Genomic DNA, 26,158 nt, shown 5'->3' on the forward strand with positions numbered 1-26,158 from the left:
CTCAGGGCTGTTGCGGATCGAAGTGCGAGCGCAGCGTCGACCACACGTCGACATAGTCGCGCTGGCGAATGTCCGCGTTGAGCGCCGCTTCGGTCGGATGGTAGACGTAGCGGCTCTCGAACATGAAGGCCAGGGTCGCATCCAGGCGCTGCGGTGTCAGCTCGGCGTTGGAGGCCTTCTCGAAGGTCTCGGCGTCGGGGCCGTGGGGCGACATGCAGTTGTGCAGGCTGGCGCCGCCGGGCAGGAAGCCCTCGGCCTTGGCGTCGTACTCGCCGTGGATCAGGCCCATGAACTCGCTCATCAGGTTGCGATGGAAGTAGGGCGGGCGGAAGGTGTTCTCGGCCACCATCCAGCGCGGCGGGAAGATCACGAAGTCGATGTTGGCCATCCCCGGGGTGTCGGAGGCCGAGGTCAGCACGGTGAAGATCGAGGGGTCGGGGTGGTCGAAGCTCACCGTGTTGATGGTGTTGAAGCGCGCCAGGTCGTACTTGTAGGGCGCGTAGTTGCCGTGCCAGGCCACCACGTCGAGCGGCGAATGGCCGAGCCTGGTCACCCAGAAGCGGCCGGAGAACTTGGCCACCAGCTCGAAGTCGCCCTCCATGTCTTCAAAAGCGGCCACGGGGCTCTCGAAATCGCGCGGGTTGGCCAGGCCGTTGGCACCGATGGGGCCGAGGCCGGGCAGTTCCAGCGGGCTGCCGTAGTTCTCGCAGACATAGCCGCGGGCGGCGTCGCTTCCCTCGGCCAGGCGTACCTGGAACTTCATGCCGCGGGGGATCACCGCGATCTCGCCGCCGGCGACCTCGAGTTCGCCGAGTTCGGTACGCAGGCGCAGGCTGCCCTGCTGCGGCACGAGCAACAGCTCGCCGTCGGCGTCGTAGAAGAAGCGCTCGGTCATGTCGCGGTTGAAGGCGTAGACGTGCACGCCGCAGCCGGCCTGGGTGCCGGCATCGCCGTTGACGGCAATCGTCAGCAGGCCGTCGACGAAGTCGGTGGGCTCGGCGGGCATCGGCAGCGGGTCCCAGCGCATCTGATTGGGATCGGCGGCGGGCCTGGCCAGCGGCGAGGTGGCCACCCGGCCGTTCTCCAGCGGCGTATAGGCGCTCTGCACCACCGAGGGGCGGATGCGGTAGAGCCAGCTGCGCAGGTTCTCGTGGCGCGGCGCGGTGAAGGCCGAGCCGGTCAGCTGCTCGGCGTAGAGGCCATAGGCGCACTGCTGGGGCGAGTTCTGGCCCACCGGCAGGGCGCCGGGCAGCGCCTCGCTGGCGAAGTGGTTGCGAAAGCCGCTCTGGTACTCGAGTGTCGTCGTCATGGGAGGATCCCTCTCGTTATTGGCCTGGTTGACCTTCTGATGCGCTGGCGTCCTGGCCGGCGATGGCCAGGGCCTCCTCGAGCACCTGCTGGTCGCCGATATGGTTGGCCAGCAGCAGGATCAGCCGGGCGTTGATGCGTTCGCTCTCGGCCTCGCTGCGCTCACGGTGCAGTTCGGTCAGCGCGGCATAGAAGGCGTCCGGGTCGGTGAAGTTGGGGTTGAGTTCAAGCCGTGGCATGGCGCACCTCCTCGGCATCAAGGTGACGGCCCAGCGCGTGATCGATCGCCGCCTCGACCTCGGCGGCGCTGACTTGGCGCCAGCGGGCGCTGACGTGCTGGTCGGGGCGGAACAGGTAGGCGACACCGCCGGTCAGGCCGTAGCGTTCGCCGACCAGGGTCTCCACGTCCTCGATCTGGCGGCTGCGCGGCAGCTCGGTCAGGGCATGCGGCGCAGGCCCGACGACCAGCAGATCGAGATCGGCCTGGCGTGCGAGCAGCGGCTCGAGTTCGGTCCTGAGCGCCTCGGCCCGGGCGCTGTCGACGCGGCCATCGAGCAGCAGCGTGAAACGATCGCCCAGCTGGTTGAGCAGCCAGGCGCGCCGCCCGGCCAGGCCGATCGGGGCATCCTTGGCCGGGCTGCCGGGGCGCAGCACGAGGGGCAGGCCCTCGGTCTCGGGGCCGTTGAGCGGCGAGTCGTCGTAGTGGCACGGCATGGAGAGGCGGCCGCTGTTGACCAGGCGCCGGGCGAAGGGGTAGTGCTCGGCCAGCTCCAGCACGCTGTCGCGGAACAGCCGGCTGACGCGGCTCTTGGGCGTGATGAAGTCGGTGGCGCGGGTCGAGTTGAGGATGTTCTCGGCGGCGCCGTGCTGTCGCTCGTCGTTGTAGGTGGCGAGCAGCGCCGCGGGGGCCTGACCCTTGAGTACGCGGGCCAGTTTCCAGGCCAGGTTCTCGGTGCTCTGGATGGCACCGTTGGCGCCGCGGGCGCCGAAGGGCGAGACCTGATGGGCGGCGTCGCCCATGAAGAACACCCGGTTGTGAATGTAGTCATCCATCTTGCGGCAGCGGAAGGTGTAGACGCTGGCCCACTCCAGTTCGAACTCGACGTCTTCGCCGAGCATCGCCTGTACCCGCGGGCGGATGTTCTCCTCCTTCTTCTCCTCTTCCGGGTCGGCGTCCCAGCCCAGTTGGAAGTCGATGCGCCAGACGTTGTCCGGCTGGCGGTGCAGCAGCACCGACTGGTTGGGGTGGAAGGGCGGGTCGAACCAGAACCAGCGCTCGGTGGGGAAATCCGCCTTCATGATCACGTCGGCGATCAGGAAGCGATCCTGGAAGACCTGGCCGCGGCTCTCCAGGCCCAGCATGTCGCGGATCTTGCTGTTGGCGCCGTCGGCCACCAGCAGGTAGTCGCAGGCGAGGCGGTAGCCGCCGTCCTCGGTGCTGACCGTCACCTCGCTGCGTTCGGGGTGACTCGCGACCTCGGTGACCTTGTGCTTCCAGCGCAGGTCGATCAGGTCGCTGAGCGCGTCGGCGCGATCGACCAGGTACTCCTCGAAGTAGTACTGCTGCAGGTTGATGAAGGCCGGCATGCGGTGGCCTTCTTCCGGCAGCAGGTCGAAGTCGTAGACCTCGCGCTCCTGGAAGAACACGCGACCGCGCTGCCAGGTCACGCCCTTGTCGACCATGGGCTGGGCGCAGCCCAGGCGGTCGAGAATCTCCAGCGTGCGCTTGGCGAAGCAGATCGCCCGCGAGCCGACGCTGACGGTGTTGTTGTCGTCGAGCACCACGCTCGCGATGCCCTGCTGGGCCAGGTCGATGGCCATGGCCAGGCCGGTGGGGCCGGCGCCGACGATCACCACCGGGCAGTGGCGCACGCTTTCGCGGTCGAGCTCGGGCGGGCGCCGGTACGGGTAGACGGGATTGTTGTAGGTAGTGGGCATGCTTCCTCCGACTGCGGCTGCTGCGGGGCAGGCCAGCGTCAGAATGCGGCGACCTGCCCCGGCACCACGCGCCAGGATTATTGTGAAAACAGCGCTTACTGGTTCTCGACCACTTCCTGCAGCGAGTGCCACATGGCCGTGTCGCGCTCGGCGGTCCAGATGCGCGGGTCGGGGTATTCGCCGCCGGCCTCGTCATAGCAGCGGGTGATGTCGAACGGCAGGCAGTGGTCGAAGATCACCCAGTGGCCGTACTTCGGCTTGAGCTTGGCGTAGGTCTCGGCGTAGCACTCGGAGAGCGACTTGCCGGCGGCCTTGCCCGCCTTGACGCTGTCGTACATGTCGGCGAGGAAGTCGCGGGTGCCCTGGATCGCCTCCTGGCACTGCTCGGGGGTGGTGAGCGCCTCGCCGCGGCCCGGCACCAGCTTCTGAGGAGCCATCGCCTGCAGGCGATCGAGAGTGGAAGGCCAGTCCTCGTGGTAGGCGTCGCCGGTGTAAGGGGTGGCGCCGTACTCGACCAGGTCGCCGGAGAACATCACCTTCTCTTCCGGTAGCCAGACGACGGTGTCGCCCTTGGTGTGGCCGCGGCCGAGGTGAATGATGCGCACCTCGCGCTTGCCCATGAAGACGGTGAGTTCCTTTTGGAACACGATGTTGGGCCAGGTCAGGCCGGGCACCGAGTCGACGCCCTTGAACAGGCGCGGGAAGCGACCGACTTCGGATTCGTAGTCCTGCTGGCCGCGCTCGACGATCAGGTCATAGGTGTTCTGGCTGGCGTAGATGTTCTCGGCCTCATAGGCCGAGGCGCCGAGCACGCGCACGGCGTGGTAGTGGCTCATCACCACGTGCTTGATCGGCAGGTCGGTGACCTCGCGGATACGGCGGATCACGTCCTGGGCCATGATCGGCGTGGCCTGGGTGTCGATCACCATCACGCTGTCGTCGCCGATCACCACGCCGGTGTTGGGGTCGCCCTCGGCGGTGTAGGCATAGAGGCCCTCGGCCAGCTTGGTGAAGCTGACCTGCTTCTCTTCGGTGTCGGCGTGGGAAGCGAATTTCTTGCTCATGGTTCCTCCAGTGTCGTCGGGGGCGTCACGGTGGGCGACGTCAAGGGGCCGCTGTTGGCCGCGTTCGATGGGCTGATTGCAGCGAGCATAGTTGCTATTGAAACTATATGTCCAGCAAGTCGCGGACCGGAAGCGTAGGGCAGGCGCCAGGGTTTGGGAAAAAGTTGCCTTGTATCATGGATTTTTGGCATTTCTGAGACCTAAGTCTAATGTATTGTCGCCTCAAATTAGTTGCAGAGGAGAGTATCTGGCGGCAAGGTGACTGCATGTGGGAAACGGGCTGTCTCGCCCTTGCGGCCTCTGCCGACGAGCGCCAGCCCGAGAGACAACAACGAGACAAGCAACGTGGCGCGAGCACGCCTCCCGTGACGACCAGGAGCACGCAATGAAAAACACAAATCGCCTCATGATCGGCGCCCTGGCGGCGTTCGGTCTCAGCCTCACCGCGCCCGTGCTGGCCCAGGAAACCATTACCGTCAGCACCTGGGGCGGCCCCAACCACGGCATCAACACCCTCGTCTGGCCCACCTGGAAGGCGTGGATCGAGGAGGCCACCGAAGGGCGCGTGACCGTCGAGGTGGTGCACGACATGGGCCCGCCGGCCGCGCAGATGGAGATTGTCGCCGACGGCATCGCCGACGCCACCTGGATCTTTCACGGCCACATGTCGGGACGCTTCGAGCTGACCCAACTGCCGGAGTTCCCCACCTTCGAGGCGTTCACGTCGGAAGCGGCATCCGCCGCCTACTGGCGCACCTACCAGGAGTACCTGGCACAGGCGGAGGAACATCGCGGCGTCGACGTCATGGCCATGGGCGTGCACGGGCCGGGGCAGATATTCACCCGTGATCAGGTTGATTCCCTCGACCAGCTCTCCGGCAAGCGCGTGCGCGTCGGCGGCGGGGTAATGAGCGACCTGGCCAGCGCCATGAATGTCTCCGGCGTGGCGCTACCGCCGACCGGGGTCTACGAAGCGGCCTCCCAGGGCGTCATCGACGGCGCCATGCTGACGCTCGAGGGGCTGCGCAGCTTCCGCGTGGCCGAGGTGCTGCCGCATACCCTGACGGTGGATGGCGGTTTCTACCGCGGCAGCTTCGCCATCGTCATGAACCCGATGTTCTGGGATCAGGTCTCGCCCGAGGATCGCGAGGCGATCGAGGCCGTCTCCGGCGAGGATCTCTCGCGCCTGTTCGGCTACATGATGGATGCCATGGACGAGCGCGGCGTGGCTTTCGCCGAGGAGCAGGGCAATACGTTCACCGAAGCGTCGGATGAGGACATCGAGCGCCTGAGCGAGGTGACCGACGAGCTGATCGCCGAGTGGCATGATGCGGTGCAGGGCCGTGGTGTCGATACCGAGGCAGCTCTCGAGCACTTCCGCGAACAGCTCGCCCTGGCCACCGAAGGCGAGAGCATCGCCGATCGTGTCGTACGCCAATAAACCCTTTCGACCCGCGGAGACTTGATCATGCCGACCTCGTCGCCGTTCCTGTTGCGGGTCGGCCGTGTCATGCAGCTGACGCTGGAGGGGGTGGCGGGCGCCACCCTCTTCGCCATGATGCTGCTGACCACGGCGGACGTGACCGGACGCTACTTCTTCAATTCGCCGATCCTCGGTACCGTCGAGCTGACCCAGCTGATGCTGGCCGCGCTGGTGTTCCTGTCGCTGCCGGTGGTGTGCTGGCGCGAGGAGCACGTCAGCGTCGACCTGCTCGACAGCGTGTTTCCCGCGCGCTTGATCTGGATTCGCCAGGTGCTGGTCAACCTGATCGTCACCGGCGCGCTGTGGCTCATGGCCCGGCGGGTGTGGGCCCTGGGCGAGCGCGCCATGCAGTGGGGTGACGTGACCGAGTTCCTGCGCATCCCCAACGGTTACCTGATCTACCTGATGGCGATCATGCTGGCCGCTTCGGCCGCGCTGACCCTGCTGCGCGCGCTGTTCTATCTGCTCGAAGGCGTGGGTGTGATCGAGCGCGGCGGCCCGCTCAGTCCAGTGACCGAGCAGGGGGGACGCCATGACTGAGGCGTTGTACGGCTTCGCCGCCCTGCTGCTGCTGGCGTTTTTGCGCGTGCCGCTGGCGTTTGCCATGGGCATCGTCGGCTTCGCCGGCTTCTACTATCTGACCGGCAACTGGAACGCCGCCGAGTCGATGGCCGCGCGGCGGGTGATCGACACCGCCATGGACTACGGCCTGTCGGTGATCCCGCTGTTCATCCTGATGGGCAACCTGGTCTCCCATGCCGGCCTGTCGGACGCGCTGTTCCGCGCCTCCAACGGCTTCCTCGGCCACCGCAAGGGCGGCCAGGCCATGGCCACCATCGTCGCCTGCGGCGGCTTCAGCGCCATCTGCGGCTCGAGCCTCGCCACCTGCGCCACCATGGGCCGGGTAGCGATGCCGCAGATGCGCAAGTACGGCTACAAGGACACCCTCGCCTCGGCGTCGATCGCCGCCGGCGGCACGCTGGGGATCCTGATCCCGCCCAGCGTGATGCTGGTGATCTACGGCATCCTCACCGAGACCAGCATCCGCGAGCTGTTCGCCGCCGGCTTCATCCCCGGTATCCTCGGTATCGTGCTCTACCTTGGGTCGGTGAAGTGGGTGCTGTGGCGCGACCCCGACGCCGGCCCCGCCGGTGAGCGCGTGGCCTGGCCCGAACGCATGAGGGCACTCAAGAGCGTCGGCAGCACCCTGGCGCTGTTCGTGCTGGTGATCGGCGGCATCTACCTCGGCGTGTTCACCCCCACCGAAGCGGCCGGCATCGGCGCCATGGGCGCCTTCCTCATCGCCCTGTGGCGTCGCGCACTGACGCCCCAGGTGCTGATGAACGTACTGATGGACACCGTGCGCACCACCGCCATGCTGTTCGCCGTGGTACTCACCGCGCTGATCTTCGCCAACTTCATCAACCGCGCGGGGCTGCCGAGCGACCTGCTGGCGTTCGTCAACGGGCTCGACATGGCGCCGTTCCTGGTGATCCTGGTGATCCTGGCCATCTACGTGCTGCTCGGCTGCGTGTTCGAGAGCATGTCGATGCTGCTCTTGACGGTGCCGGTGTTCTTCCCGGTGGCGGCGGGGCTCGGCTTCGACCTGGTGTGGTTCGGCATCCTGGTGGTGATCGTGATCGAGATCAGCCTGATCACGCCGCCGGTGGGGATGAACGTGTTCGTGCTGCGGGCGGTGCTGCCGGACGTGAGTACGGGGACGATCTTCCGCGGGGTGACGCCGTTCTGGGTGGCGGGGATGGCACGCGCGTTGCTGGTGCTGGTGTTCCCGGGTATCGTGCTGTTCCTGCCGCAACTGCTCTATTGAACGCTGCCCAGCGTAGGGTGAGGAGTCTCGAGAGATGAACACGGAAGAGCGCCAGGCCGGCCTCGCCAGGGAGGGTGACGAGGGCCTGGCCGAACCTTCGACCAAGCCGGAGCTGGATCTCAACCAGTTCCTGCCCTACCGGCTCAACAGCCTCGCCGATCGCATCAGCCAGGCGTTGGCCGAGCTCTACGAGGAGCGCTACCAGCTCAACATCGCGCAGTGGCGAGTGCTGGCGTGGCTCAGCCACTGCGACGAGCTGACGGCGAAAAAAGTCTGCAGCTACACCAACATGGACAAGGCCCGCGTGTCACGGGCGATCCAGGCGCTGGAGGAGCGGGGGCTGATCCGCCGCACCCCCGCCCCCGAGGACCAGCGCCAGCAGGATCTCCATCTCACCGCCGCCGGCCAGGCTCTGCTGGTCAAGTTGATTCCCGAGGCCCAGGCCTGGGAGGCGGAGCTGGTGGCAACCCTCACTGCCGGGGAGTATCGCGACCTGCTCAACGTGATGCGCAAGCTCGAACGCCAACTGGAGCGGATCGGGGAGCGCGGCTAGCTGCCCGGGCCAGGGCTCAGGCAAACTGGCGCGGCGCTTTCGAGCGACATCACCGGTCGCACGTGAAACCGGCCGGCCATGTTGCAGCGCGTGCGGCCCCGGCCGGCGAAGTCGACGAAGCAGTCCTGCTGGGAGTGGCCGCCGGCGCTGACCTGGGTCCAGTACCAGCCTGCCGGCGTATCGGGGAAGGCTTCGCCCTCGATGGCCGTGTTCCCGTCGCCCGCCTGCACCAGGCCGCGCAGCTCGAAGAAGCGCGGCAGACGCCACGGGCACTCGGCCGTGGCCATGGCACCCAGGCGGGCCTCGGCCTCGGCCAGCGTGAGGCGCGCCGCCTCGCCGCGGCAGCGCCCCTCGTGGAATACCTGGCCCAGGCTGCAGCGCTCCCACACCAGCCCTCTGGCCGTGTCCTCGACGAGAGAGGCGATGGGAAAGCGGAAGCGGTCATCGGCGTGGCCGAGGGGGAGCGACGCCAGGAACAGCGCCAGCCCGACGGCGCCCGTGCGCGTCACGCCTCCGCGACCTGATCCTGGGCGGTGGGCACGCGCCCGCCGAGGCGGGCGGTGATCTCGGCGGCGGTCTCGCGCACCAGCGCACCCAGCTCCGGCAGCCGCGCTTCGGGAATCCGTGCCACCGGTCCCGAGACGGAGATCGCCGCCAGCGGGATGCCGTGCTCGTCGTGCAGGCAGGCAGCCACGCAGTGCAGGCCGATGGCATGCTCCTCGCGGTCGCACGCATAGCCCTGCCGGCGCACCTGCGCCAGGTTGGCGCGCAGCGACTCGGCCGTGTACAGGGTGTTGGTGGTGACCCGATCGAGCCCCCGCTCGGCCAGCACCCGTTCGAACTCATCGTCCGGCAGCCAGGCCATCAGCGCCTTGCCCACGCCCGAGGCGTGCAGCGGCGCGCGCGAGCCGAGCCGGGTGATCATGCGCATCATCTGCGGCGACTCGCTCTGGGCCAAAAACACGGCAGTGGCGCCGTCGCGGATACCCAGGTTGGCGGTTTCGCCGGTCTGGGCCGTCAGGCGGCGCAGGAAGGGCCGGCTGGTGGCGACGAAGTCGCGCGCCTCGAGGAAGCTGTTGCCGATGCGGAAGGTCTTGACGTCGATCCTCCACACCCCGAGTTCGGTGTCCTGGGCGATGAAGCCCTGGCCCTGCAGGGCCTGCAGCAGGCGGTGGGTGGTGGAGGGGGCCAGGTCGACCATCTCGGCCAGTTCCGACAGCGCCAGGCCGCCCGGCGTGGCCGCCAGCCGCTCGAGCAGATTGAGCCCGCGCACCAGCGACTGGCTGTGGCCGCTGGCGCTCTTGCCGGGGCCGGGCGGGCGCCCCGCCGTTCTGCGTTTGACTTCACTCACCTGCGTATCCTTCCCCAATGATCTGGCTGGCCTGCCCTGCAGGCCAGCTACAGGATACCCCCTCGGCGCTAGCTTGTCTCGATTGCGGAAATGCCTTCCATACTACTTGTGCAGACGGGATGGCTAGCGATGGCGCCACTGGGGCTCCCGCTTGGCGATGAAGGCATCGATACCCTCGGCGGTATCCTCGGCCAGCATGTTGCAGGCCATGGTCTCGCCGGCCAGGGCGTAGGCTTCGTTCAACGGCATTTGCAGCTGGCGCTGGAACAGCGCCTTGCCGGTGCGCAGGGCCACGCGGCTCTTGGCGCAGAGGCTGGCGGTAAGTTCGCCGAGCACCTCGTCCAGCGCCTCGTCGTCGGCGACGCGGTTGATCAGCCCCCAGTCGAGCGCCTGCTCGGCATCGATGAACTCGCCGGTGAAGAGCATCTCCATGGCGCGCTTGCGGCCGATGTTGCGCGACAGCGCCACCGCCGGCGTGGAGCAGAACAGCCCCACGCCGATGCCCGATACCGCGAAGCGGGCCGACCTGGCCGCCACCGCCAGGTCGCAGCTGGCCACCAGCTGGCAGCCGGCGGCGGTGGCCAGCCCCTGGACCCGGGCGATGACCGGTACCGGCAGATGGACGATGCGCTGCATGACCTCGCCGCAGCGGGCGAACAGCTCTTGATAATAGGCCTTGTCGGGGTTGGCGCGCATCTCCTTGAGATCGTGTCCGGCACAGAAGGCGCGCCCCTCGGCGGCGACGACCACGCAGTGCACCGAGTCGTCGTGGGCCAGGCGGGAGAGTTCGCCGCCCAGCGCCTTGAGAACTTCTTCCGACAGCGCATTGAACTGGCGCGGCCGGTTCAGGGTAAGGGTCGCGACGCCGCGCTGGTCGCGACGAATCACCGGTCGCTCGTCGACAGTCGTATTCATTGTCGTATCCTGTAGAAACGTGCCCGTCACCAGCCTAGCCTGTCGTGCACGCTTTTCGTCAGTCCTGCGACCAAAGAGGGTGTGGCTTACCGCCAGGTGGGCACCCGCGAGAGCGAAGCATGAACGATTCCAACCACAATCATGACGAGTTGCACAAGGGCACGCCGCAAACGGGCAACCGGCTGCTGGCCGACGTCAGCCTGCCCGCGGCCGTGATCCACGAGCCGGCGCTGGCCCACAACCTGGCCTGGATGCAGCGCTTCTGCGATGCCCACGGCGCGCGTCTGGCTCCCCACGGCAAGACCACCATGTGTCCCGAGCTGTTCCAGCGCCAGCTCGCCGCCGGCGCCTGGGGCATCACCCTGGCCACGGCTGTCCAGTGCCGGGCGGCCTTCCGCCACGGCGTCAATCGCCTGCTGATGGCCAACCAGCTCGTCGGCGAGGCCAACATGGCGATCGTCGCCGGGCTGCTGGAGGCCGGGGCCGACTTCTACTGTGTGGTCGACGGCATCGCCAATGTCGATCAGCTGGCCCGCTACTTCAACGCCCGAGGGCTGCGGCTCAAGGTATTGATCGAGCTGGGCGTGCCGGGCGGACGCTGCGGCTGCCGCGACACCGACGAGGTGATGGCCCTGGCCGAGCGCATCGACAGCGAGCAGTCGCTGGTGCTTTCGGGCCTCGAGGGCTACGAGGGGGTAGTGCATGGCAGCGACCCCGAGCGCGCCGTGCGCGCCTATGCCTGGCAGCTGGTCGAGGCGGCCCAGGGTCTGGTGCGCGATGCCCTGTTCGAAACCTCGCAGCCGCTGATCACCGCGTCCGGCTCGGCCTGGTACGACATGATCGCGGGGGTGTTCCACGAGGCGCACCTGGGCAAACAGTTCGTGCCGGTGCTGCGCCCCGGCTGCTATGTGGTGCACGACCACGGCATCTATCGCCAGGCCCAGCGCGAGGTCCTCGCGCGTCGTCCGGAGCTTGAGCGGGGGCTCAAACCGGCGCTCGAAGTCTATGCCCAGGTGGTCTCGCTGCCCGAGCCAGGACTCGCCGTCATCGGCATGGGCAAGCGCGACATCGGTCACGACCAGCTGCCCGAGCCGCTGCGGCGCTATCGGGAAGGTGACGAACGACAGCGCCCGCTGCCGGTGGAGGGCTGGCAATTGACCAAGCTGATGGACCAGCACGCCTTCATCACCCTCCCCCCGGACGAGGGCGAGGCCGGCGCTGCCAACGGACGGACACGGGTAGGCGACATCGTCGCCTTCGGCGTTTCCCACCCCTGCCTGACCTTCGACAAGTGGCGACGGATCTGTCGCGTCGATGAGCGGCTCGAGGTGATCGAGGTGATGCAGACCTGCTTCTAGCTGCCTCGGGGACGTTGCAGCTCCCGCTCCACTTTCAGACGCGCCAGCTGGTCGCCGAACAGGTAGGCGCCGAGCGCTACCAGGATCAGGACCGCCCCCGTCAGCATCGAGGACGATGGCTGTTCCTGATTGAAGATCATGCCCAGGCCCAGGGCCAGCACCGGCGTGATCAGCGTGACCAATGCCACGGTAGCCGCCGAGAGACGTGAAAGAATCAGGAAGTAACAAAGGAAGCCGAGCAGCGAACCGAATAGCGCCAGGTAGATGACCGACCACAGGCCACGTGAGCTCAGCGGTACCGTCAAGGGCTCGCCGCTGGCCAGCCACAGCACGAGGAAGCACGGCAGGCTCAGGGCCAGGGCGCCCAGGGTCTGCTCCAGCGGGCCGAGACCGGCGGCCACGCGCTGCACGGCGATGCCGCTGGCGCTGAACAGGGTCACGGCGAGCAGCATCATCAGCAGGGCCGGCAGCTGGTCGCTACCCAGTACCAGGCTGTCGGCGAATACCACGGCCAGCCCCAGCACGCCGAGCGTGCAACCGAACCAGTGCCAGCGGCGCAGCTTCACGGCGCCGGGCAGCAGTTGCAGGATCAGCCCCGAGACCAGCGGTGCCATGCCGAACATCACCGACATCATGCCGGAGGGTAGCGTCATCGAGGCGTGATAGCTCAATGCCATGGCGCCAAACACCCCGGGAACCGCCGCTGCGTAGCTCTTCATGGCTTGCTTGTCCCTACGCAGGCCACGGCGCATTGCCATCAGCACCACGAGCCCCGCCAGGAAGGCGAATGCCATGCGCAACAGCACGCTGCCCACGGGGGCTCCCGCTTCGGCGCTCCACTTGATGGCCAGTGGCGTGGTGGCCCATACCAGCACTACGATCACGTAGGCGGCGGCAGTTGGCATGCGGTCTTCCTTGGCATAGGGAATGCGCGAGTGCGCTTCGAAGCATAATCATTAGCACAGCAATGGCTTCTGCGTCGAACCGACAGGGGAGAAGCGAGGCTCTGCTGTGCCTGAACGAGCCATCATACGGGACGGTCGTGAACCGGGGCGTCATATCTGGCATCTTGCTTAGGGGGCGCGCGGCCGTGCGTCTCCCCTTTTCTGCACGCAAGTTCTGAACGCAAGCGTTCTGCCGGGCGCGGGGGAGAGCATCCCTGCCGCTCTGCCATATCAGGCATGATCGACCGCGAGGTATCGATGAAAGACGCACAGTGTCTGGGTATCCTGCTACCCGAGGATGGTCCGCCCGATTACGAATGGTACGGTTTGGACCAGCGGAGCAAACCTGACGCCGATGAGTTGCCAACCATCGCCGTTGGCAAGGTCCTCAGCGATGGCCACCATGAACACACCGCCCTGATGGCGCTCGGCGCTACCGATCGCCTCGCTGCGGTGGGTGAGTCGCTGGTCAGGGACGCCGGGGCCCGGGCGGTCGTCTGGGCCTGCACCAGCGGCAGCTTCATCGGCGGGCTGGAGTGGTCTATTGGCCAGTCCCGCGAGCTTTCGCACTGGCTCGGTGTGCCCGTCACCAGTACCGCCATGGCGTTTCGCGCTGCCCTGGCCGCGCTCGATCAGCGCCGGGTCGACCTGCTGAGCCCCTACCCACCGGAGGTCACGGAACAGCTGGTGCAGTTCCTGCACGACAGCGATGTGAAGGTGGACAACCTGCAGGCGCTGAACTGTCCCTACGCGGCCGACTCCCACCGGCTCGACATCGTCACGACGGTACGCGACTTCGCCAACGAACACGGGGCGTCGCGCAACCCCCTGCTGGTGCCCGATACGGCAATCAATACCCTCGAGCTGGTCGAGGCGATGCAGCGTGAGGCTGGCCGAATGGTGCTGACGGCGAACCAGGTGAGCCTGTGGGCGGGCCTGCGGTTGCTGGAACGTCGCGGTGGTCCGGCCCGCTATCTACAGGCGCTCACCGAGACCAACTTGCCGCACGCCTGACATCCCCATCGACGGCACCGAGGCGTGGCGCTGTCTGTAGGCCATAACCTGGGTTAGGAAGTCATGAGAAGCGGTTCTGATATGTTCCAAACAGGGCGCGAAGATCTGTCATTGGAGGATGAATGAGCGACGAACTGAGCGAGTTCGAGCGGAGCATCAAGCGCGAGATCGATGCCTTCATGAAGCCCGGCCACGAGCCGTCGCCGGCGCGCGACCTGCTGGGCGATAAGAAGGGCGAGCAACAAAGTCGCGGCAAGAAGAAGAGTGCCGGCACGGAAGCGGCCGGGAAGTCTGCCCAGTCCTACAAGACCGGACACCTGGTTCGGCTCGCGGTGAGAACGCGCAAACTGGAAGTCGACACCGTGTTCGAGCATCGCTCCACCAGCATTTCCAAGCTGGAAGCCCAGCTCGAGGCCGAGAAGGCCGCCCGCAAAGCCGGCTACCCGATCGTCGGCTATGTGATCGATATCCAGAGCCTCTAGCAACCCGGAGCGGGTGCCGGCACGCGCGAACGCGGCCGGGTGCGGCGAAGCAAGAAGCCGCCGCGCCGGGAGCGCGACGGCTTGAGGTGTAACCGGCCCTTACTCCTCGAAGTTGGTCTCGGAGTAGAGTACCCGCACGCGCAGGGTGTGCTCGACCTGGCGCAGCGCCTCGAGCGCCTGTGGCCCGTAGGCCTTGTCGACGTCGATGACCACGTAACCGACCTTCTCGTTGGTCTGCAGGTACTGGCCGGAGATGTTGATGTCGTTCTCGGAGAGCACCCGGTTGATTTCAGAGAGCACGCCCGGCACGTTGTCGTGGATGTGCAGCACGCGGTGCTTGTCCGGGTGAGCGGGCAGTGCCACCTCGGGGAAGTTGACCGAGGTGACGGTGGTGCCGTTGTCCGAGTAGGTGATCATCTTCTCGGAGACCTCGATGCCGATGTTCTCCTGGGCCTCGAGGGTGGAGCCGCCGATGTGCGGGGTGAGGATCACGTTGGGCAGGCCGCGCAGCGGGCTGACGAACTCCTCGTCGTTGCCCTTGGGCTCCACCGGGAAGACGTCGATGGCGGCGCCGTAGAGGCGGCCGGCCTGAAGCGCCTCGGCCAGGTCCTCGATCACCACCACGCTGCCGCGGGAGGCGTTGATCAGGATGCCGCTGGGCTTCATCAGCGCCAGCTGGTCCTTGGCGATCATCCACTTGGTGGAGGGCAGCTCGGGCACGTGCAGGCTGACCACGTCGGCACGCGCCAGGAGTTCCTCGAGGCTCGCCACCTGGCTGGCGTTGCCCATGCCGAGCTTGGTCACCACGTCATAGAAGATGACGTTGAAGCCGAGCGACTCGGCCAGCACCGAGAGCTGGGCGCCGATGTTGCCGTAACCGACGATGCCCAAGGTCTTGCCACGCGCCTCGTGGGAGGCCTTGGCGCTCTTCAGCCAGCCGCCCTGGTGGGCGCGGGCGTTCTTCTCGGGGATGCCGCGAAGCAGCATGATGGCCTCGGCCAGCACCAGTTCGGCCACCGAGCGGGTGTTGGAGTAGGGCGCGTTGAATACCGGGATGCCGCGCGAGAGCGCCGCCTTGAGATCGACCTGGTTGGTGCCGATGCAGAAGCAGCCCACGGCGTTGAGCTTCTCGGCGGCGGCGAACACGCGCTCGTTGAGCTGGGTGCGCGAGCGGATGCCGAGGAAGTGGACGTCGCGGATCTTGTCGATCAGCGTGGCTTCGTCGAGCGAGGTGGGCAGATGCTCGATGTTGGTGTAACCGGCATTCAGGAAATTGTCCACCGCGCTCTGGTGGACGCCCTCGAGCAGCAGGATCTTGATCTTGCTCTTGTCCAGGGACGTTTTGGCCATGGTCGAATCAACCCCTTCTTGGTGCGCCGCGTGCTGGAAACAGGGCGCTCATGGTAACACAACCGCTACGCGCGAAGATGAAAATGCTGCGTCGCGAAGATGAGCACGCTGCACGTTGCGGGGGGCGGTCAGGCCTTCCTGGGCAGTGCGTACAAGGCAGGGCGTGTATACTGTGCCTCCTGTGATCAGCGGCGACGAGCTAGAGGTGTCATGGCCGAGCGTGACAAGCAAGCGTCAAGCGAGATGGCGGCAGGCGAGGAGGCCGAGGCCGATTTCGCCACTACCGTGGAGCGACTGGAACAGCTGGTGGAGCGGCTGGAGTCCGGCGAGCTGTCGCTGGAGGGCTCGCTCGCCGCGTTCGAGCAGGGCGTGCGCCTGACCCGTGACGCCCAGCGCCGGCTGGACGAAGCCGAGCTGCGGGTGCGCACCCTGATCGAGCGCCCCGACGGCAGCATCGATTTTGCCCCCTTCGACGCCCCGGCGGGGGAGGACGAGAGTGAACGCTGACTCGTTCGCGGCCCACCTGGCCGCCGACCGGGCACGTGTCGACGCCTGCCTGGCGCAGCTGTTCGACGCCCGCCAGGCCGCGGCGCCGCGGCTGGAGGCGGCGATGCGCCACGGGCTGCTGGTGGGCGGCAAGCGCCTGCGGCCGCTGCTGGTCTACCTGGCCGGGCGCGCGCTGGGGGCGAGCGACGAGGCGCTCGATGCCCCGGCCGCCGCCATCGAGCTGGTCCATGCCTACTCGCTGGTTCACGACGACCTGCCGGCCATGGACGACGACGACCTGCGCCGCGGCCAGCCCACGGTGCACCGCGCCTTCGACGAGGCCACGGCGATACTCGCCGGCGATGCGCTGCAGACGCTGGCCTTCGAAGTGCTCGCTCGTGCCGCCCACCCGCGCCTGCCGGCCCTGATGCTGGCGCTGGCCAGCGCCGCCGGGCGCGACGGCATGGTCGGTGGCCAGGCGCTGGACCTGGCCGCCGTTGGCGGCCACCCTGACGTGGAGGCGCTGGCCACCATGCACGCCCACAAGACCGGTGCGCTGATTCGCGCCGCCGTGCGTATGGGGGCGCTGACCGCCGTGGCCGAACACGACCCCCGCGTCGGGGCGCTGGATCGCTACGCCACGGCACTCGGCTTGGCCTTCCAGATTCACGACGACGTTCTCGACGTCACCGGCGATACCCGGACCCTAGGCAAGACCTCGGGGGCCGACGCCGCGCGCGACAAGCCGACCTATCCGGCACTGCTGGGCCTCGAGGGGGCCCGGCGCAAGGCCAGCGAGCTCACCGACGAGGCCCTGCTGGCCCTGGCGCCACTGGGCGAAGCGGGTGAGCCGCTCGCGCAGCTGGCCCGCTACATGATCGAGCGCGACCACTAGCCACACGGCATGACAGCCAGGACGACCGAACCGTACATGAAGCTCTACGATGTAATTCCAGTCGAGCGCCCGCTGACCCCGCTGCTCGATTCGCTGGACACGCCGGCGGCACTGCGGGCCATGACGAATGCCCAACTGCTGCAGGTGGCCGACGAGCTGCGCGCCTACTTGCTCTACAGCGTGGGCCGCAGCGGCGGCCACTTCGGTGCCGGCCTGGGCGTGGTGGAACTCAGCGTGGCGCTGCACCACGCGCTGGAGACGCCTCACGACCGGCTGGTGTGGGATGTCGGTCATCAGGCCTATCCGCACAAGATCCTCACCGGGCGGCGCGAGGCGATGCCCAGCATTCGCCAATACGGCGGCCTGGCCGCCTTCCCGCGGCGCGCCGAGTCGCCCTACGACACCTTCGGCGTGGGCCACTCCAGCACCTCGATCTCGGCGGCGTTGGGCATGGCCCTGGCCAGCGCCACCCGGGGCGACCGGCGCCGGGTATGCGCGGTGATCGGCGACGGCGCGCTGACCGCCGGCATGGCCTTCGAGGCATTGGCCCATGCCGGCCACCTGGACGCCAACCTGCTGGTGGTGCTCAACGACAACGAGATGTCGATCTCCGAGAACGTCGGCGGTATCGCCAGCTACCTGGCGGGCATCCTGTCGAGCAAGCCCTATCTTACCTTCCGCGAAGAGGGCAAGCGGGTGCTCTCTCGCCTACCGGGCGCGCTGGAGCTGGCGCGGCGCACCGAGGAGCACATGAAGGGCATGGTCAGCCCGGCCACGCTGTTCGAGGAGATGGGCTTCAACTACATCGGCCCGCTCGACGGCCATGACCTGCCCACCCTGATCCAGACCCTGCGCAACATCCGCGACCTCGACGGCCCGCAGTTCCTCCACGTAAAGACCCGCAAGGGGCGTGGCTTCCTGCCCGCCGAGGCCGACCCCATCGGCTACCACGCCATCACCAAGCTGGAAAAGAGTGAGCCGGAGAAGAACGGCAATGCGCCGACGAGCCGGCCCGTCGCACCGGCCAAGAAGAAGTCCCCCAAGTACTGCAACGTTTTCGGCGAGTGGCTGTGCGACATGGCCGCCGTCGACGAGCGCCTGATCGGTATCACCCCGGCGATGCGCGAAGGCTCCGACCTGATCCGCTTCTCCAAGGAGTACCCGGAGCGCTACTACGACGTCGCCATCGCCGAGCAGCATGCGGTGACGCTGGCGGCCGGCATGGCCTGCGAGGCGATGAAGCCGGTGGTGGCGATCTACTCCACCTTCCTGCAGCGCGGCTACGATCAGCTGATCCACGACGTGGCGGTGCAGGGGCTCGATGTCACCTTCGCCATCGACCGCGCCGGCCTGGTGGGCGAGGATGGCCCCACCCACCACGGCAGCCTGGACCTCTCCTACCTGCGCTGCGTGCCGGGCATGGTGATCCTGGCGCCGGCCGACGAGGCGGAGTGCCGCGCCATGCTCAGCGCCGCCTACCACTATCCTGGCCCCGCCGCGGTGCGCTACCCCCGCGGCACGGGCCCGGGGGTGGCGATACCCGCGCACCTCGAGCCGCTGGAGATCGGCAAGGCCGAGCGGCGCCGCGAGAGCGGCGTCGAGACGGGCAAGCGTATTGCCCTGCTTGCGTTCGGCAGCCTCAACGGCCCGGCCGCAGAGGTGGCCGAGGCTCTCGACGCCACGCACCTCAACATGCGCTCGGTCAAGCCGCTGGACCGCGAGGCGATCCTGGCCGCCGCCGCCGATCATGAGCTGCTGGTCACCCTCGAGGAGAACGTAGTGGCCGGCGGCGCCGGCAGCGGCGTGAACGAGCTGCTCGCTGCCGAGGGCGTACCGGCCGCCCTGCTCAACCTGGGCCTGCCCGACGCCTTCGTCGAGCACGGCAAGCCCGCCGAGCTGCTGGCCGAGTGCGGCCTGGACGCCGCCGGTATCGAGGCGGCGATACGCGCTCGCCTCGGCTGACCCCCTCTCGCCGCCAAGTCGCCGCAATCGGCCGGGTATCGCCCGGCCGAGTTCTTTCCACTCTGCGGTGCAATTTCTTCATCTCGCCAACCCCATCGGCATGAGGTTGGCCGAGGTAATTGGCGCATCGGCTTGCCCTATATTTCTTATATTGTTGTAGCTAATTTCCTATAGGGTTTGTAAGACATTGCCGCTTCGGCATGTCGTCCTGTGCCTGCGCGGGTCTAGCGACCCGCACCGCTTCGCTGATGGCAGCGGAATCGTGTAAGCCAGTACGTCCTCGCGTTAAGGCTCTGTAACCCTCGGCGCCGCCAAAGCGCCATTTGGCAAGCGCCGGCTGCCTGATTACCCTCACGCCTCACGAGCAAGGGGATAACGCTTCTCACCTACCGTCGACCGCATCCGCCCGGGGCCACCGGGCCGATGCGAGTGGGTCGTGGGGCGTTGCCGACCAAGCGAAGCGATTCCAAACAGAGCGGCTCACCAGGGAGCTTCAACATGGCGAAGGAAGGAACCGTTGCGCCGAAAGAGCGCATCAACATCAAGTACGTGCCGGCCACCGGCGATCAGCAGGCGGAAACCGAACTGCCGCTCAAGCTGTTGGTGGTGGGTGACTTCAAGGGAGGCGCCGAGGCCACGCCGATCGAGGCGCGGGAAAAGGTCTCGGTGGACAAGAACAACTTCCAGTCGGTGATGCGCGAAGCCGGCCTGGGGCTGACGGCGAGCGTGCCCAATCGCCTCGAGGAGGGCGAGGACGCCGGCGACCTGGCGGTCAACCTCCAGTTCAAGTCGCTCGAGGACTTCACTCCCGACAGCGTGGCACGCCAGGTGCCGGAGCTGCGCAAGCTGGTCGAGCTGCGCGAGGCGCTGGTCGCCCTCAAGGGACCGCTGGGCAACGTACCCAACTTCCGCGACCGCCTGCAAAAGCTGATGGAGAGCGAGGAGGCGAGGGCGCAGCTGCTCGCCGAGCTCGAATTGCTGGATTCGCGGGACGACACCCGCGACTGACGCACCCATCACAACGCATCCATGGCGACGCCGAGCCATAGGGCGGCGCGCCGGGCAGGCAAAGGATTCGAGGCACCAACAATGAGCGACATGGCACAAGCGCAGGGGCAGGCCGCCGAGGCCCAGGCCGAAGGTTCCCTTCTCGATCAGGTGATGGCACAGACCCGCATGGCGCCGACCGAGGAAGGCTACGATATCGCCAAGCAGGGCGTGGCCGCCTTCATCGCCGAGCTGCTGCAGAGCAAGGACGATGCGCCGCAGGTCAACAAGGCGGTGGTCGACCGCATGATCGTCGAGCTCGACCGCAAGATCGGCAGCCAGGTCGACGCGATTCTCCACGACCGCGGCTTCCAGCAGATCGAATCGGCCTGGCGCGGCCTCAAGCTGCTGGTCGATCGCACCGACTTCCGTCAGAACATCAAGCTCGACCTGCTGCACGCCACGAAGGAGGAGCTGCTGGAGGATTTCGAGTTCGCCCCCGAGCTCAGCCAGAGCGGGCTCTACCAGCACGTCTACGCGGCCGAGTACGGCCAGTTCGGCGGCGAGCCGGTAGGCGCGATCATCGGCAACTACGACTTCACGCCCTCGACGCCCGACATCAAGCTGCTGCAGTTCACCGCCGCGGTGGGCGCCATGGCCCACGCGCCGTTCCTCTCCTCGGTGGCGCCGAGTTTCTTCGGCATCGACAGCTTCCAGGAGCTGCCCAACATCAAGGACTTCAAGGCGATCTTCGAGGGACCGAAGTACGCCCGCTGGCGCAGCCTGCGCGAGTCCGAGGACGCCCGCTACCTGGGCCTGACGGCGCCGCGCTTCCTGCTGCGCATGCCCTACGACCCGGTGGAGAACCCGGTCAAGACCTTCCACTACCGCGAAACGGTCAGCGAGGACCACGAGCACTACCTGTGGGGCAACACCGCCTACCTGCTTGCCGAGCGCCTCACCGACAGCTTCGCCAAGTACCGCTGGTGCCCCAACATCATCGGGCCGCAGAGCGGCGGCGCGGTGGAGAACCTGCCGGTGCATACCTACGAGGCGCTGGGCCAGCTGCAGGCCAAGATCCCCACCGAAGTGCTGGTCACCGACCGCCGCGAGTTCGAGATGTCCGAAGAGGGCTTCATCTCGCTGACCATGCGCAAGGGTAGCGACAACGCCGCCTTCTTCTCCGCCAACTCGGTGCAGAAGCCCAAGGTCTTCCCCAACACGCCCGAGGGCAAGGCCGCCGAGACCAACTACAAGCTCGGCACCCAGCTGCCCTACATGTTCATCGTCAACCGCCTGGCGCACTACATCAAGGTGCTGCAGCGCGAGCAGATCGGCTCCTGGAAGGAGCGCCAGGACCTCGAGCGCGAGCTCAACGTGTGGATCCGCCAGTACGTCGCCGACCAGGAGAACCCGCCGGCCGAGGTGCGCAGCCGCCGTCCGCTGCGGGCCGCCTCGATCCAGGTCTCCGACGTCGAGGGCGACCCGGGCTGGTACCAGGTGTCCTTGGCCGTGCGTCCGCACTTCAAGTACATGGGCGCCAACTTCGAGCTGTCGCTGGTGGGGCGCCTGGACAAGGAGTAAGGGGAGGACGCGGCCATGACGCTTCACCGTGGCGGCGTGCTCGGCGGCCGGCTGTTCGAGCGCCTGGCGGCGCCCGGGCGGCCGGAGGAGGTCGTCGCCGAGGCCAGCCTTGCCGAGATCGTCGAGTCCATCAAGCGCCACCTGGTCGACCTGCTCAACAGCCACCCGGGGCACAGCGAGTGCGCCCCGGAGCTGGGGCTACTCGACTTCAACGACGCGACCATCGGCGTGCTCGACCTGGAGCGCAACATCCAGCGCGCCATTCGCCAGTGCATCGAACGCTTCGAGCCGCGGGTGCGGCAGGTGGAAGTGGAGTCGCTGCCGCGTGGCAGCGACCCGCTGCAGCTGCGTTTCCAGGTACATGCCACGGTGGAGCTGGGCCGCGACCAGGGCCCGGCCACCATCGATCTGCTGCTCAACGACAAACGCTATCAATGCCTGAACTGAGCGCCTGAGCGCAGCGACGCAACCACACAAGAACACCAGCACCAGGGAATGAGGCGCGCATGCTCAATCGATACTACCGGGACGAGCTCGACTACCTGAAGCTGCAGGGGCGGGAATTCGCCGAGGCCAACCCCGGCCTCAGCCGCTTTCTCTCCGAGCGCAGCACCGACCCGGACGTCGAGCGCCTGCTGGAGGGCTTCGCCTTCCTCACCGGGCGCATGCGCGAGAAGGTCGAGGACGAGTTTCCCGAGCTGACCCACTCGTTGATCGCCATGCTGTGGCCCAACTACCTGCGTCCGGTGCCGAGCATGACGATCATGCAGTTCACGCCCAAGCAGGGGGCACTGAGCGGTCGCCAGGACGTGGCCACCGGCACCACGCTGGCGGCACGGCCGATCGACGGCACCGCCTGTCGATTCCGCACCTGCCACGACGTGACCCTCTACCCGTTGCTGCATGGTGGCGTCGAGGCGCGCCACTCCCGCGAGTCCTCGATCGTCGAGCTCACCCTCGACGTGGACGGCGACCAGCCGCTCGACGCGTTGGGCATCGACCACCTGCGCCTGCATCTCGGCGCCGGCTATACCGCGCGCACTCTCTACCTGTGGCTGGGTCACTACCTGTCGCGCCTGGAACTGGAGATCGACGGTACCGTGGTGCCGCTGCCGCGCGACATGCTGGTGCCGGTGGGCTTCGAATCCGGCCATGCGCTGCTGCCCTATCCGCGCAACGTGCACCAGGGCTATCGCATCCTGCAGGAGTACCTTTGCTTCCCCGAGGCCTTCCATTTCGTCGACCTGGTCGGGCTGGGCCGTCTGCTGCCCGCGCGGCAGGTGCCGCGGATCGTGCTGCGCTTCGCCTTCGCTCGCACGCTGCCGGCCGACGCCAAGGTGCGCGACGAGCACCTGGCGCTCTACTGCGCGCCGGCGATCAACCTATTCAGTCATGACGCCGACCCCATCGATCTCAACGGCGAGCGCAGCGAATACCGCATTCGCCCCAGCAGCCGGGCGCCGGAGCACTTCGAAGTGTTCAGCGTCGATGCGGTGCAGGGCTGGCTCGAGAGCGACAGCGGCAAGCTGCGCGGCGAGCCGCGCCAGTACGTCCCGTTCGAGAGCTTCCAGCACCAGATCGAGCGCGATCGCGGCCGCGAGGCGCGCTACTTCCGGGTACGGGTGCGCGACAGCCTGCGCGGTGACGGCTTCGACCACGACATCGCCTTCGTGCGTGGCGACGAGCAGGCCTGCCTGGGCATGCGCGAAACCATCTCGCTGCGCCTGACCTGCAGCAACCGCACCCTGCCCGAACGCCTGGCGGTAGGGGACATCTGCGCCTCCACCGACACTAGCCCGGTATTCGCCGACTATCGCAACATCACTCGGCCCACGCCGGCGCTGCGCCCGACCCTGGACGGCAGCCTGCTGTGGACGCTGATCTCCAACCTGTCGCTCAACTACCTGTCGTTGCTCGAGCGTGATGCGCTGTGCTCGGTGCTGCGCGCCTACGACTTCCGCGCGCTGGTCGATCGCCAGGCCGAGCGCATGTCGCAGAAGCGCCTGGCCGGGGTGGTCGACATCGAGACCCGCTCCATCGACCGGCTCAAGCGCGGGCTGCCGGTGCGCGGGCTGCGCTCGGTGATGACCCTGGAGCAGGAGGCCTTCGGTGACGAAGGCGGCCTGTACCTGTTCGGCAGCGTGCTGGCGCGCTTCTTTTCGCTCTACGCCAGCATCAACTCGTTCCACGAGCTGCATGTGGTCAATCGTCACAACCAGGAACGTTACGCATGGACCTTGCAGTCGGGCCAACAACCCCTGATCTAGCCCCGGCGGCCCTGATCGAGGGGGCCCGGCGCTACGACTTCTACCAGCTCGTCGAGCTGCTGCACCGGCATCACGACGACGATCTCGAGCGTGCCGCCAACGGGCACCCGGGCCGCGAGCGGGTGCGCTACAGCGCCTCGGCGTCGCTGGGCTTTCCGGGCAGCGATGTGGTGGCGCTCGAACCTCGGGCCAGCGGCGAGTACGCGCTGGAAGTCAGCTTCTTCGGCCTGCAGGGGGCCCAGTCGCCGTTGCCCGGCTACTACCTGGAGTCGCTGGCCCACGAGGCGGCCCATCACGAAGGTGTCGCCCGCGACTTCCTCGACTTCTTCAACCACCGCCTGCTGACCCTGGTACATCGCAGCTGGCGCAAATACCGCCACTACGTGCGCTATCAGGACGGTGCCAGCGACGGCTTCTCCGCCGCGGTATTCGCCCTGGTGGGACTGGCCGACGAGGAGCTGCGCGGCGAGACGCCGATCAACTGGGGCAAGATGCTCGCCTATGCCGGCCTGCTGGCGGGGCGCTCGCGCTCCCCGGAAGTGGTCGAGAGCGTGGTCGGCCACTGCTTCGATCTCGACGAGGTGGGCGTCGAACAGTGGGTGCACCGCTGGGTCGAGATCCCCGAGGACCAGCGCAGCCGCACCGGTCGCAGCGCCATGACCCTGGGCCAGGACATGGTGGCCGGCGAGCGGGTCGCCGACGTCGGCGGCAAGTTCGCCCTGTGCCTCAAGGGGCTCAGCCTTGCCCGCTTCCGCGACTTCCTGCCCGACGGCCGTGAGCACGCCCCGCTCAAGACGCTGGTCAGCTTCGTGCTGCGCGAGCCGCTGGCCTACGACCTGGAGCTGGAGCTGCTGGAGAGCGCGGTGCAGCCGATGCGGCTCGGCGACCACGGCTGCTGCCAGCTCGGCTGGACCACTTTCGTCAATCCCGAATCCGGTGCCGCCTCGCGGCGGCGCCGGGTACGCATCCAGATGACAGGGTAAACGCGATGTCCTACCTCACCCGGCCTCGAGTCACCGCCAGTGCCGTCACCCTGGTCGTGCTCAACAGCGAGCGGCTCGAGGGGCGCTCCACCAGCAGCCACGTCTTTCCGGCCAGCGGCGGCACCCTGGGCAGCGCCGGCAGCGACGACTGGCTGCTGCAGGATCATGCCGGGCGCATTCGCCCGGCGCATGCCGAGATCCGCCTGCTCGACGGGCAGTTCTGCCTGATCGATCGCAGCGGCCAGACCCTCATCAACCACGCCACGCTGCCGCTGGGCCGCGACCGCCGGGTCGCCCTGCGCGACGGCGACGAGCTGGGGGTCGGCGAGTATCGCGTGCGCGTGCACCTGGGTGACCGCCAGGCCGGGCTGCCCGGCGCCCAGCCGCTCAGCGCCCTGATCGATGAAGAGCAGGAAGCGCTGGCAGGGCAGGGGGTGGTGCCCTATCGCGTCACGCCGGCGGTGGCTCCGCCGCCGCGCCGCGACGACCCCCTCGAGGCGCTGGGCGAGGCCACGCCGGGCGCCAGCCAGCGCGATCCGCTCACGGCACTGGCTCACGAGAGTGAGGCGGAAAGCGACGATGGAACGCTGCTCGACACCCTGGAGGCGCCGGGCCGGGGCGGTGCCATGCCCCATGAAACGCAGGTACGGCGCGTGGCGCCGATGAATCGACGACACGAGGACGACACAGAGATGAACCGGGAAATGGATGAAGGGCTGTTGAACGATCTGGAACGCTCGGTCGGCGAGCAGCTCGAGGAGCGCTGGCAGGATGCCGTGCCGGCGAGCGCCGGCACGGCCGGCCCCGACCCGCTGCTGCGCGCCCTGGGCGCCGAGCTGCGCTTCGCCGACAGCGAGGAGCAGCTCAATTTTCTCGCCGAGGCCGGTCACACCCTGCGCGCTGCGATCGAGGGGCTGCAGGCGCTGCATCGGGCCCAGGACGACAGCCGCTACCCGCTGCGCGACCGCCGCCTGCAGCCGATCGAGGACAACCCGCTGCGCCTGGGTCAGCCCTACCGCAGCACGGTGGAGACGCTGTTCTCCGCGCGCCGCAGCCCGGTGCACCTGTCGGCGCCGGCCGCGGTGGCCGAATGCCTGAGCCACCAGGGCCAGCATCAGGCGGCGGTGGAGGAGGCCATCGGCGAGGCGCTGCAGGCAATTCTCGACGCCTTTGCCCCCGATGCGCTGCTCAAGCGCTTCCACGCCTACCGCGGTGCCGGCAACCGCCTCGATGACGAGGGCAACTGGGCCTGGGAGATGTACCGCCACTACTACGAGGAGCTCAACTCCGGCCGCCAGCAGGGCTTCGCCAAGCTGTTCTGGGAGGTGTTCGAGCAGGCCTACGACCAGTCGGTGCGTCGCCAGCAGCGCGAAGCCAAGTGAACGCAACAGTACGGGACGCAGGAA

The 26,158-nt window shown here is 67.6% G+C and carries 25 protein-coding genes; 16 read left to right on the forward strand and 9 right to left on the reverse strand.

Going from position 1 to position 26,158, the window contains the following annotated elements; translation table 11 throughout:
* Position 1 precedes the first annotated feature (1 nt).
* From hmgA to I4484_RS00510, 4 genes are all read right to left on the reverse strand, one after another.
* Entirely contained in the window at positions 2-1,309 is a 1,308-nt protein-coding gene (gene hmgA / locus I4484_RS00495; RefSeq protein WP_197449126.1) for a homogentisate 1,2-dioxygenase, read from the reverse strand.
* 16 nt (positions 1,310-1,325) lie between these two features.
* Positions 1,326-1,547, reverse strand: coding sequence for a DUF2783 domain-containing protein (locus I4484_RS00500; protein ID WP_197449127.1), 222 nt, complete (start codon positions 1,545-1,547; stop codon positions 1,326-1,328).
* Entirely contained in the window at positions 1,534-3,246 is a 1,713-nt protein-coding gene (locus I4484_RS00505) for an FAD-dependent oxidoreductase (protein WP_197449128.1), read from the reverse strand. The genes I4484_RS00500 and I4484_RS00505 overlap by 14 nt, the downstream gene beginning before the upstream one ends.
* A gap of 95 nt (positions 3,247-3,341) precedes the next feature.
* Entirely contained in the window at positions 3,342-4,310 is a 969-nt protein-coding gene (locus I4484_RS00510; RefSeq protein WP_197449129.1) for an MBL fold metallo-hydrolase, read from the reverse strand.
* 385 nt (positions 4,311-4,695) lie between these two features.
* Between I4484_RS00510 and I4484_RS00515 the strand changes: the two genes are divergently transcribed.
* Genes I4484_RS00515 through I4484_RS00530 form a run of 4 tightly spaced genes read left to right on the forward strand, consistent with a single transcriptional unit; the run spans position 4,696 to position 8,174 of the window.
* On the forward strand, positions 4,696-5,751 hold the full coding sequence (locus I4484_RS00515) for a TRAP transporter substrate-binding protein (RefSeq protein ID WP_197449130.1): 1,056 nt from the start codon (positions 4,696-4,698) through the stop codon (positions 5,749-5,751).
* 27 nt (positions 5,752-5,778) lie between these two features.
* The gene (locus I4484_RS00520) at positions 5,779-6,333 is read left to right on the forward strand and encodes a TRAP transporter small permease (protein WP_197449131.1); all 555 of its coding nucleotides are present in this window, start codon (positions 5,779-5,781) and stop codon (positions 6,331-6,333) included.
* Positions 6,326-7,621, forward strand: a complete 1,296-nt coding sequence (locus tag I4484_RS00525) for a TRAP transporter large permease (protein WP_197449096.1) — start codon at positions 6,326-6,328, stop codon at positions 7,619-7,621. The genes I4484_RS00520 and I4484_RS00525 overlap by 8 nt, the downstream gene beginning before the upstream one ends.
* 34 nt (positions 7,622-7,655) lie before the next feature.
* A complete protein-coding gene (locus I4484_RS00530) occupies positions 7,656-8,174 on the forward strand; it encodes a MarR family winged helix-turn-helix transcriptional regulator (RefSeq protein WP_234283668.1) in 519 nt (172 codons plus the stop codon).
* Here I4484_RS00530 and I4484_RS00535 read toward each other — a convergent pair.
* The 3 genes from I4484_RS00535 to I4484_RS00545 form a co-directional block, all read right to left on the reverse strand.
* Complete coding sequence (locus tag I4484_RS00535; RefSeq protein WP_197449132.1) at positions 8,171-8,683, reverse strand: DUF1566 domain-containing protein; 513 nt, start codon at positions 8,681-8,683, stop codon at positions 8,171-8,173. The two genes, I4484_RS00530 and I4484_RS00535, sit on opposite strands and share 4 nt — an antisense overlap.
* On the reverse strand, positions 8,680-9,525 hold the full coding sequence (locus I4484_RS00540) for an IclR family transcriptional regulator C-terminal domain-containing protein (RefSeq protein WP_197449133.1): 846 nt from the start codon (positions 9,523-9,525) through the stop codon (positions 8,680-8,682). The genes I4484_RS00535 and I4484_RS00540 overlap by 4 nt, the downstream gene beginning before the upstream one ends.
* Before the next feature lie 123 nt (positions 9,526-9,648).
* Positions 9,649-10,440, reverse strand: coding sequence for an enoyl-CoA hydratase (locus I4484_RS00545; protein ID WP_197449134.1), 792 nt, complete (start codon positions 10,438-10,440; stop codon positions 9,649-9,651).
* Between the two features lie 119 nt (positions 10,441-10,559).
* Here I4484_RS00545 and I4484_RS00550 point away from each other — a divergent pair, with 119 nt between their 5' ends.
* Entirely contained in the window at positions 10,560-11,798 is a 1,239-nt protein-coding gene (locus I4484_RS00550; RefSeq protein WP_197449135.1) for an amino acid deaminase, read from the forward strand.
* Here I4484_RS00550 and I4484_RS00555 read toward each other — a convergent pair.
* Positions 11,795-12,703 (reverse strand): DMT family transporter, encoded by a 909-nt coding sequence (locus I4484_RS00555; RefSeq protein WP_197449136.1) that lies wholly within the window; start codon positions 12,701-12,703, stop codon positions 11,795-11,797. The two genes, I4484_RS00550 and I4484_RS00555, sit on opposite strands and share 4 nt — an antisense overlap.
* A gap of 297 nt (positions 12,704-13,000) precedes the next feature.
* On the opposite strand from I4484_RS00555, the gene I4484_RS00560 reads away from it, so the two are divergent.
* Both I4484_RS00560 and I4484_RS00565 read left to right on the forward strand, forming a co-directional pair.
* Positions 13,001-13,756: a hypothetical protein gene (locus I4484_RS00560; RefSeq protein WP_197449137.1), complete on the forward strand. Its 756-nt coding sequence runs from the start codon at positions 13,001-13,003 to the stop codon at positions 13,754-13,756.
* A gap of 122 nt (positions 13,757-13,878) precedes the next feature.
* On the forward strand, positions 13,879-14,238 hold the full coding sequence (locus I4484_RS00565; protein ID WP_197449138.1) for a hypothetical protein: 360 nt from the start codon (positions 13,879-13,881) through the stop codon (positions 14,236-14,238).
* 99 nt (positions 14,239-14,337) lie between these two features.
* Here I4484_RS00565 and serA read toward each other — a convergent pair whose 3' ends face one another.
* Entirely contained in the window at positions 14,338-15,588 is a 1,251-nt protein-coding gene (gene serA / locus I4484_RS00570) for a phosphoglycerate dehydrogenase (protein ID WP_197449139.1), read from the reverse strand.
* 210 nt (positions 15,589-15,798) lie between these two features.
* Between serA and I4484_RS00575 the strand changes: the two genes are divergently transcribed.
* The 9 genes from I4484_RS00575 to tagH all read left to right on the forward strand — a co-directional run bounded on the left by I4484_RS00575 (position 15,799) and on the right by tagH (position 26,134).
* Positions 15,799-16,095, forward strand: a complete 297-nt coding sequence (locus I4484_RS00575) for an exodeoxyribonuclease VII small subunit (protein ID WP_197449140.1) — start codon at positions 15,799-15,801, stop codon at positions 16,093-16,095.
* A complete protein-coding gene (gene ispA / locus I4484_RS00580) occupies positions 16,085-16,969 on the forward strand; it encodes a (2E,6E)-farnesyl diphosphate synthase (protein ID WP_197449141.1) in 885 nt (294 codons plus the stop codon). Before I4484_RS00575 ends, ispA begins: the two co-directional genes overlap by 11 nt.
* 36 nt (positions 16,970-17,005) lie before the next feature.
* Positions 17,006-18,931, forward strand: coding sequence for a 1-deoxy-D-xylulose-5-phosphate synthase (gene dxs / locus I4484_RS00585; protein ID WP_197449142.1), 1,926 nt, complete (start codon positions 17,006-17,008; stop codon positions 18,929-18,931).
* Positions 18,932-19,429: 498 nt separating this feature from the next.
* Positions 19,430-19,939 carry a type VI secretion system contractile sheath small subunit gene (gene tssB / locus I4484_RS00590; RefSeq protein WP_197449143.1) on the forward strand — a complete coding sequence of 170 codons (510 nt, stop codon included), beginning with the start codon at positions 19,430-19,432 and terminating at the stop codon, positions 19,937-19,939.
* An 81-nt stretch (positions 19,940-20,020) separates the two neighbouring features.
* Positions 20,021-21,502, forward strand: a complete 1,482-nt coding sequence (gene tssC, locus I4484_RS00595) for a type VI secretion system contractile sheath large subunit (protein WP_197449144.1) — start codon at positions 20,021-20,023, stop codon at positions 21,500-21,502.
* Between the two features lie 15 nt (positions 21,503-21,517).
* A complete protein-coding gene (gene tssE / locus I4484_RS00600; protein WP_197449145.1) occupies positions 21,518-21,949 on the forward strand; it encodes a type VI secretion system baseplate subunit TssE in 432 nt (143 codons plus the stop codon).
* 59 nt (positions 21,950-22,008) lie between these two features.
* Entirely contained in the window at positions 22,009-23,769 is a 1,761-nt protein-coding gene (tssF, locus tag I4484_RS00605; protein WP_197449146.1) for a type VI secretion system baseplate subunit TssF, read from the forward strand.
* Positions 23,733-24,752 (forward strand): type VI secretion system baseplate subunit TssG, encoded by a 1,020-nt coding sequence (gene tssG, locus I4484_RS00610; protein ID WP_197449147.1) that lies wholly within the window; start codon positions 23,733-23,735, stop codon positions 24,750-24,752. Before tssF ends, tssG begins: the two co-directional genes overlap by 37 nt.
* A 5-nt stretch (positions 24,753-24,757) precedes the next feature.
* Positions 24,758-26,134, forward strand: a complete 1,377-nt coding sequence (gene tagH / locus I4484_RS00615) for a type VI secretion system-associated FHA domain protein TagH (protein ID WP_197449148.1) — start codon at positions 24,758-24,760, stop codon at positions 26,132-26,134.
* Positions 26,135-26,158 lie beyond the last annotated feature (24 nt).

Origin of the sequence: Halomonas sp. SS10-MC5, assembly GCF_015992245.1 — a bacterium.
GTDB classification, from domain to species: Bacteria; Pseudomonadota; Gammaproteobacteria; order Pseudomonadales; family Halomonadaceae; genus Halomonas; species Halomonas sulfidoxydans.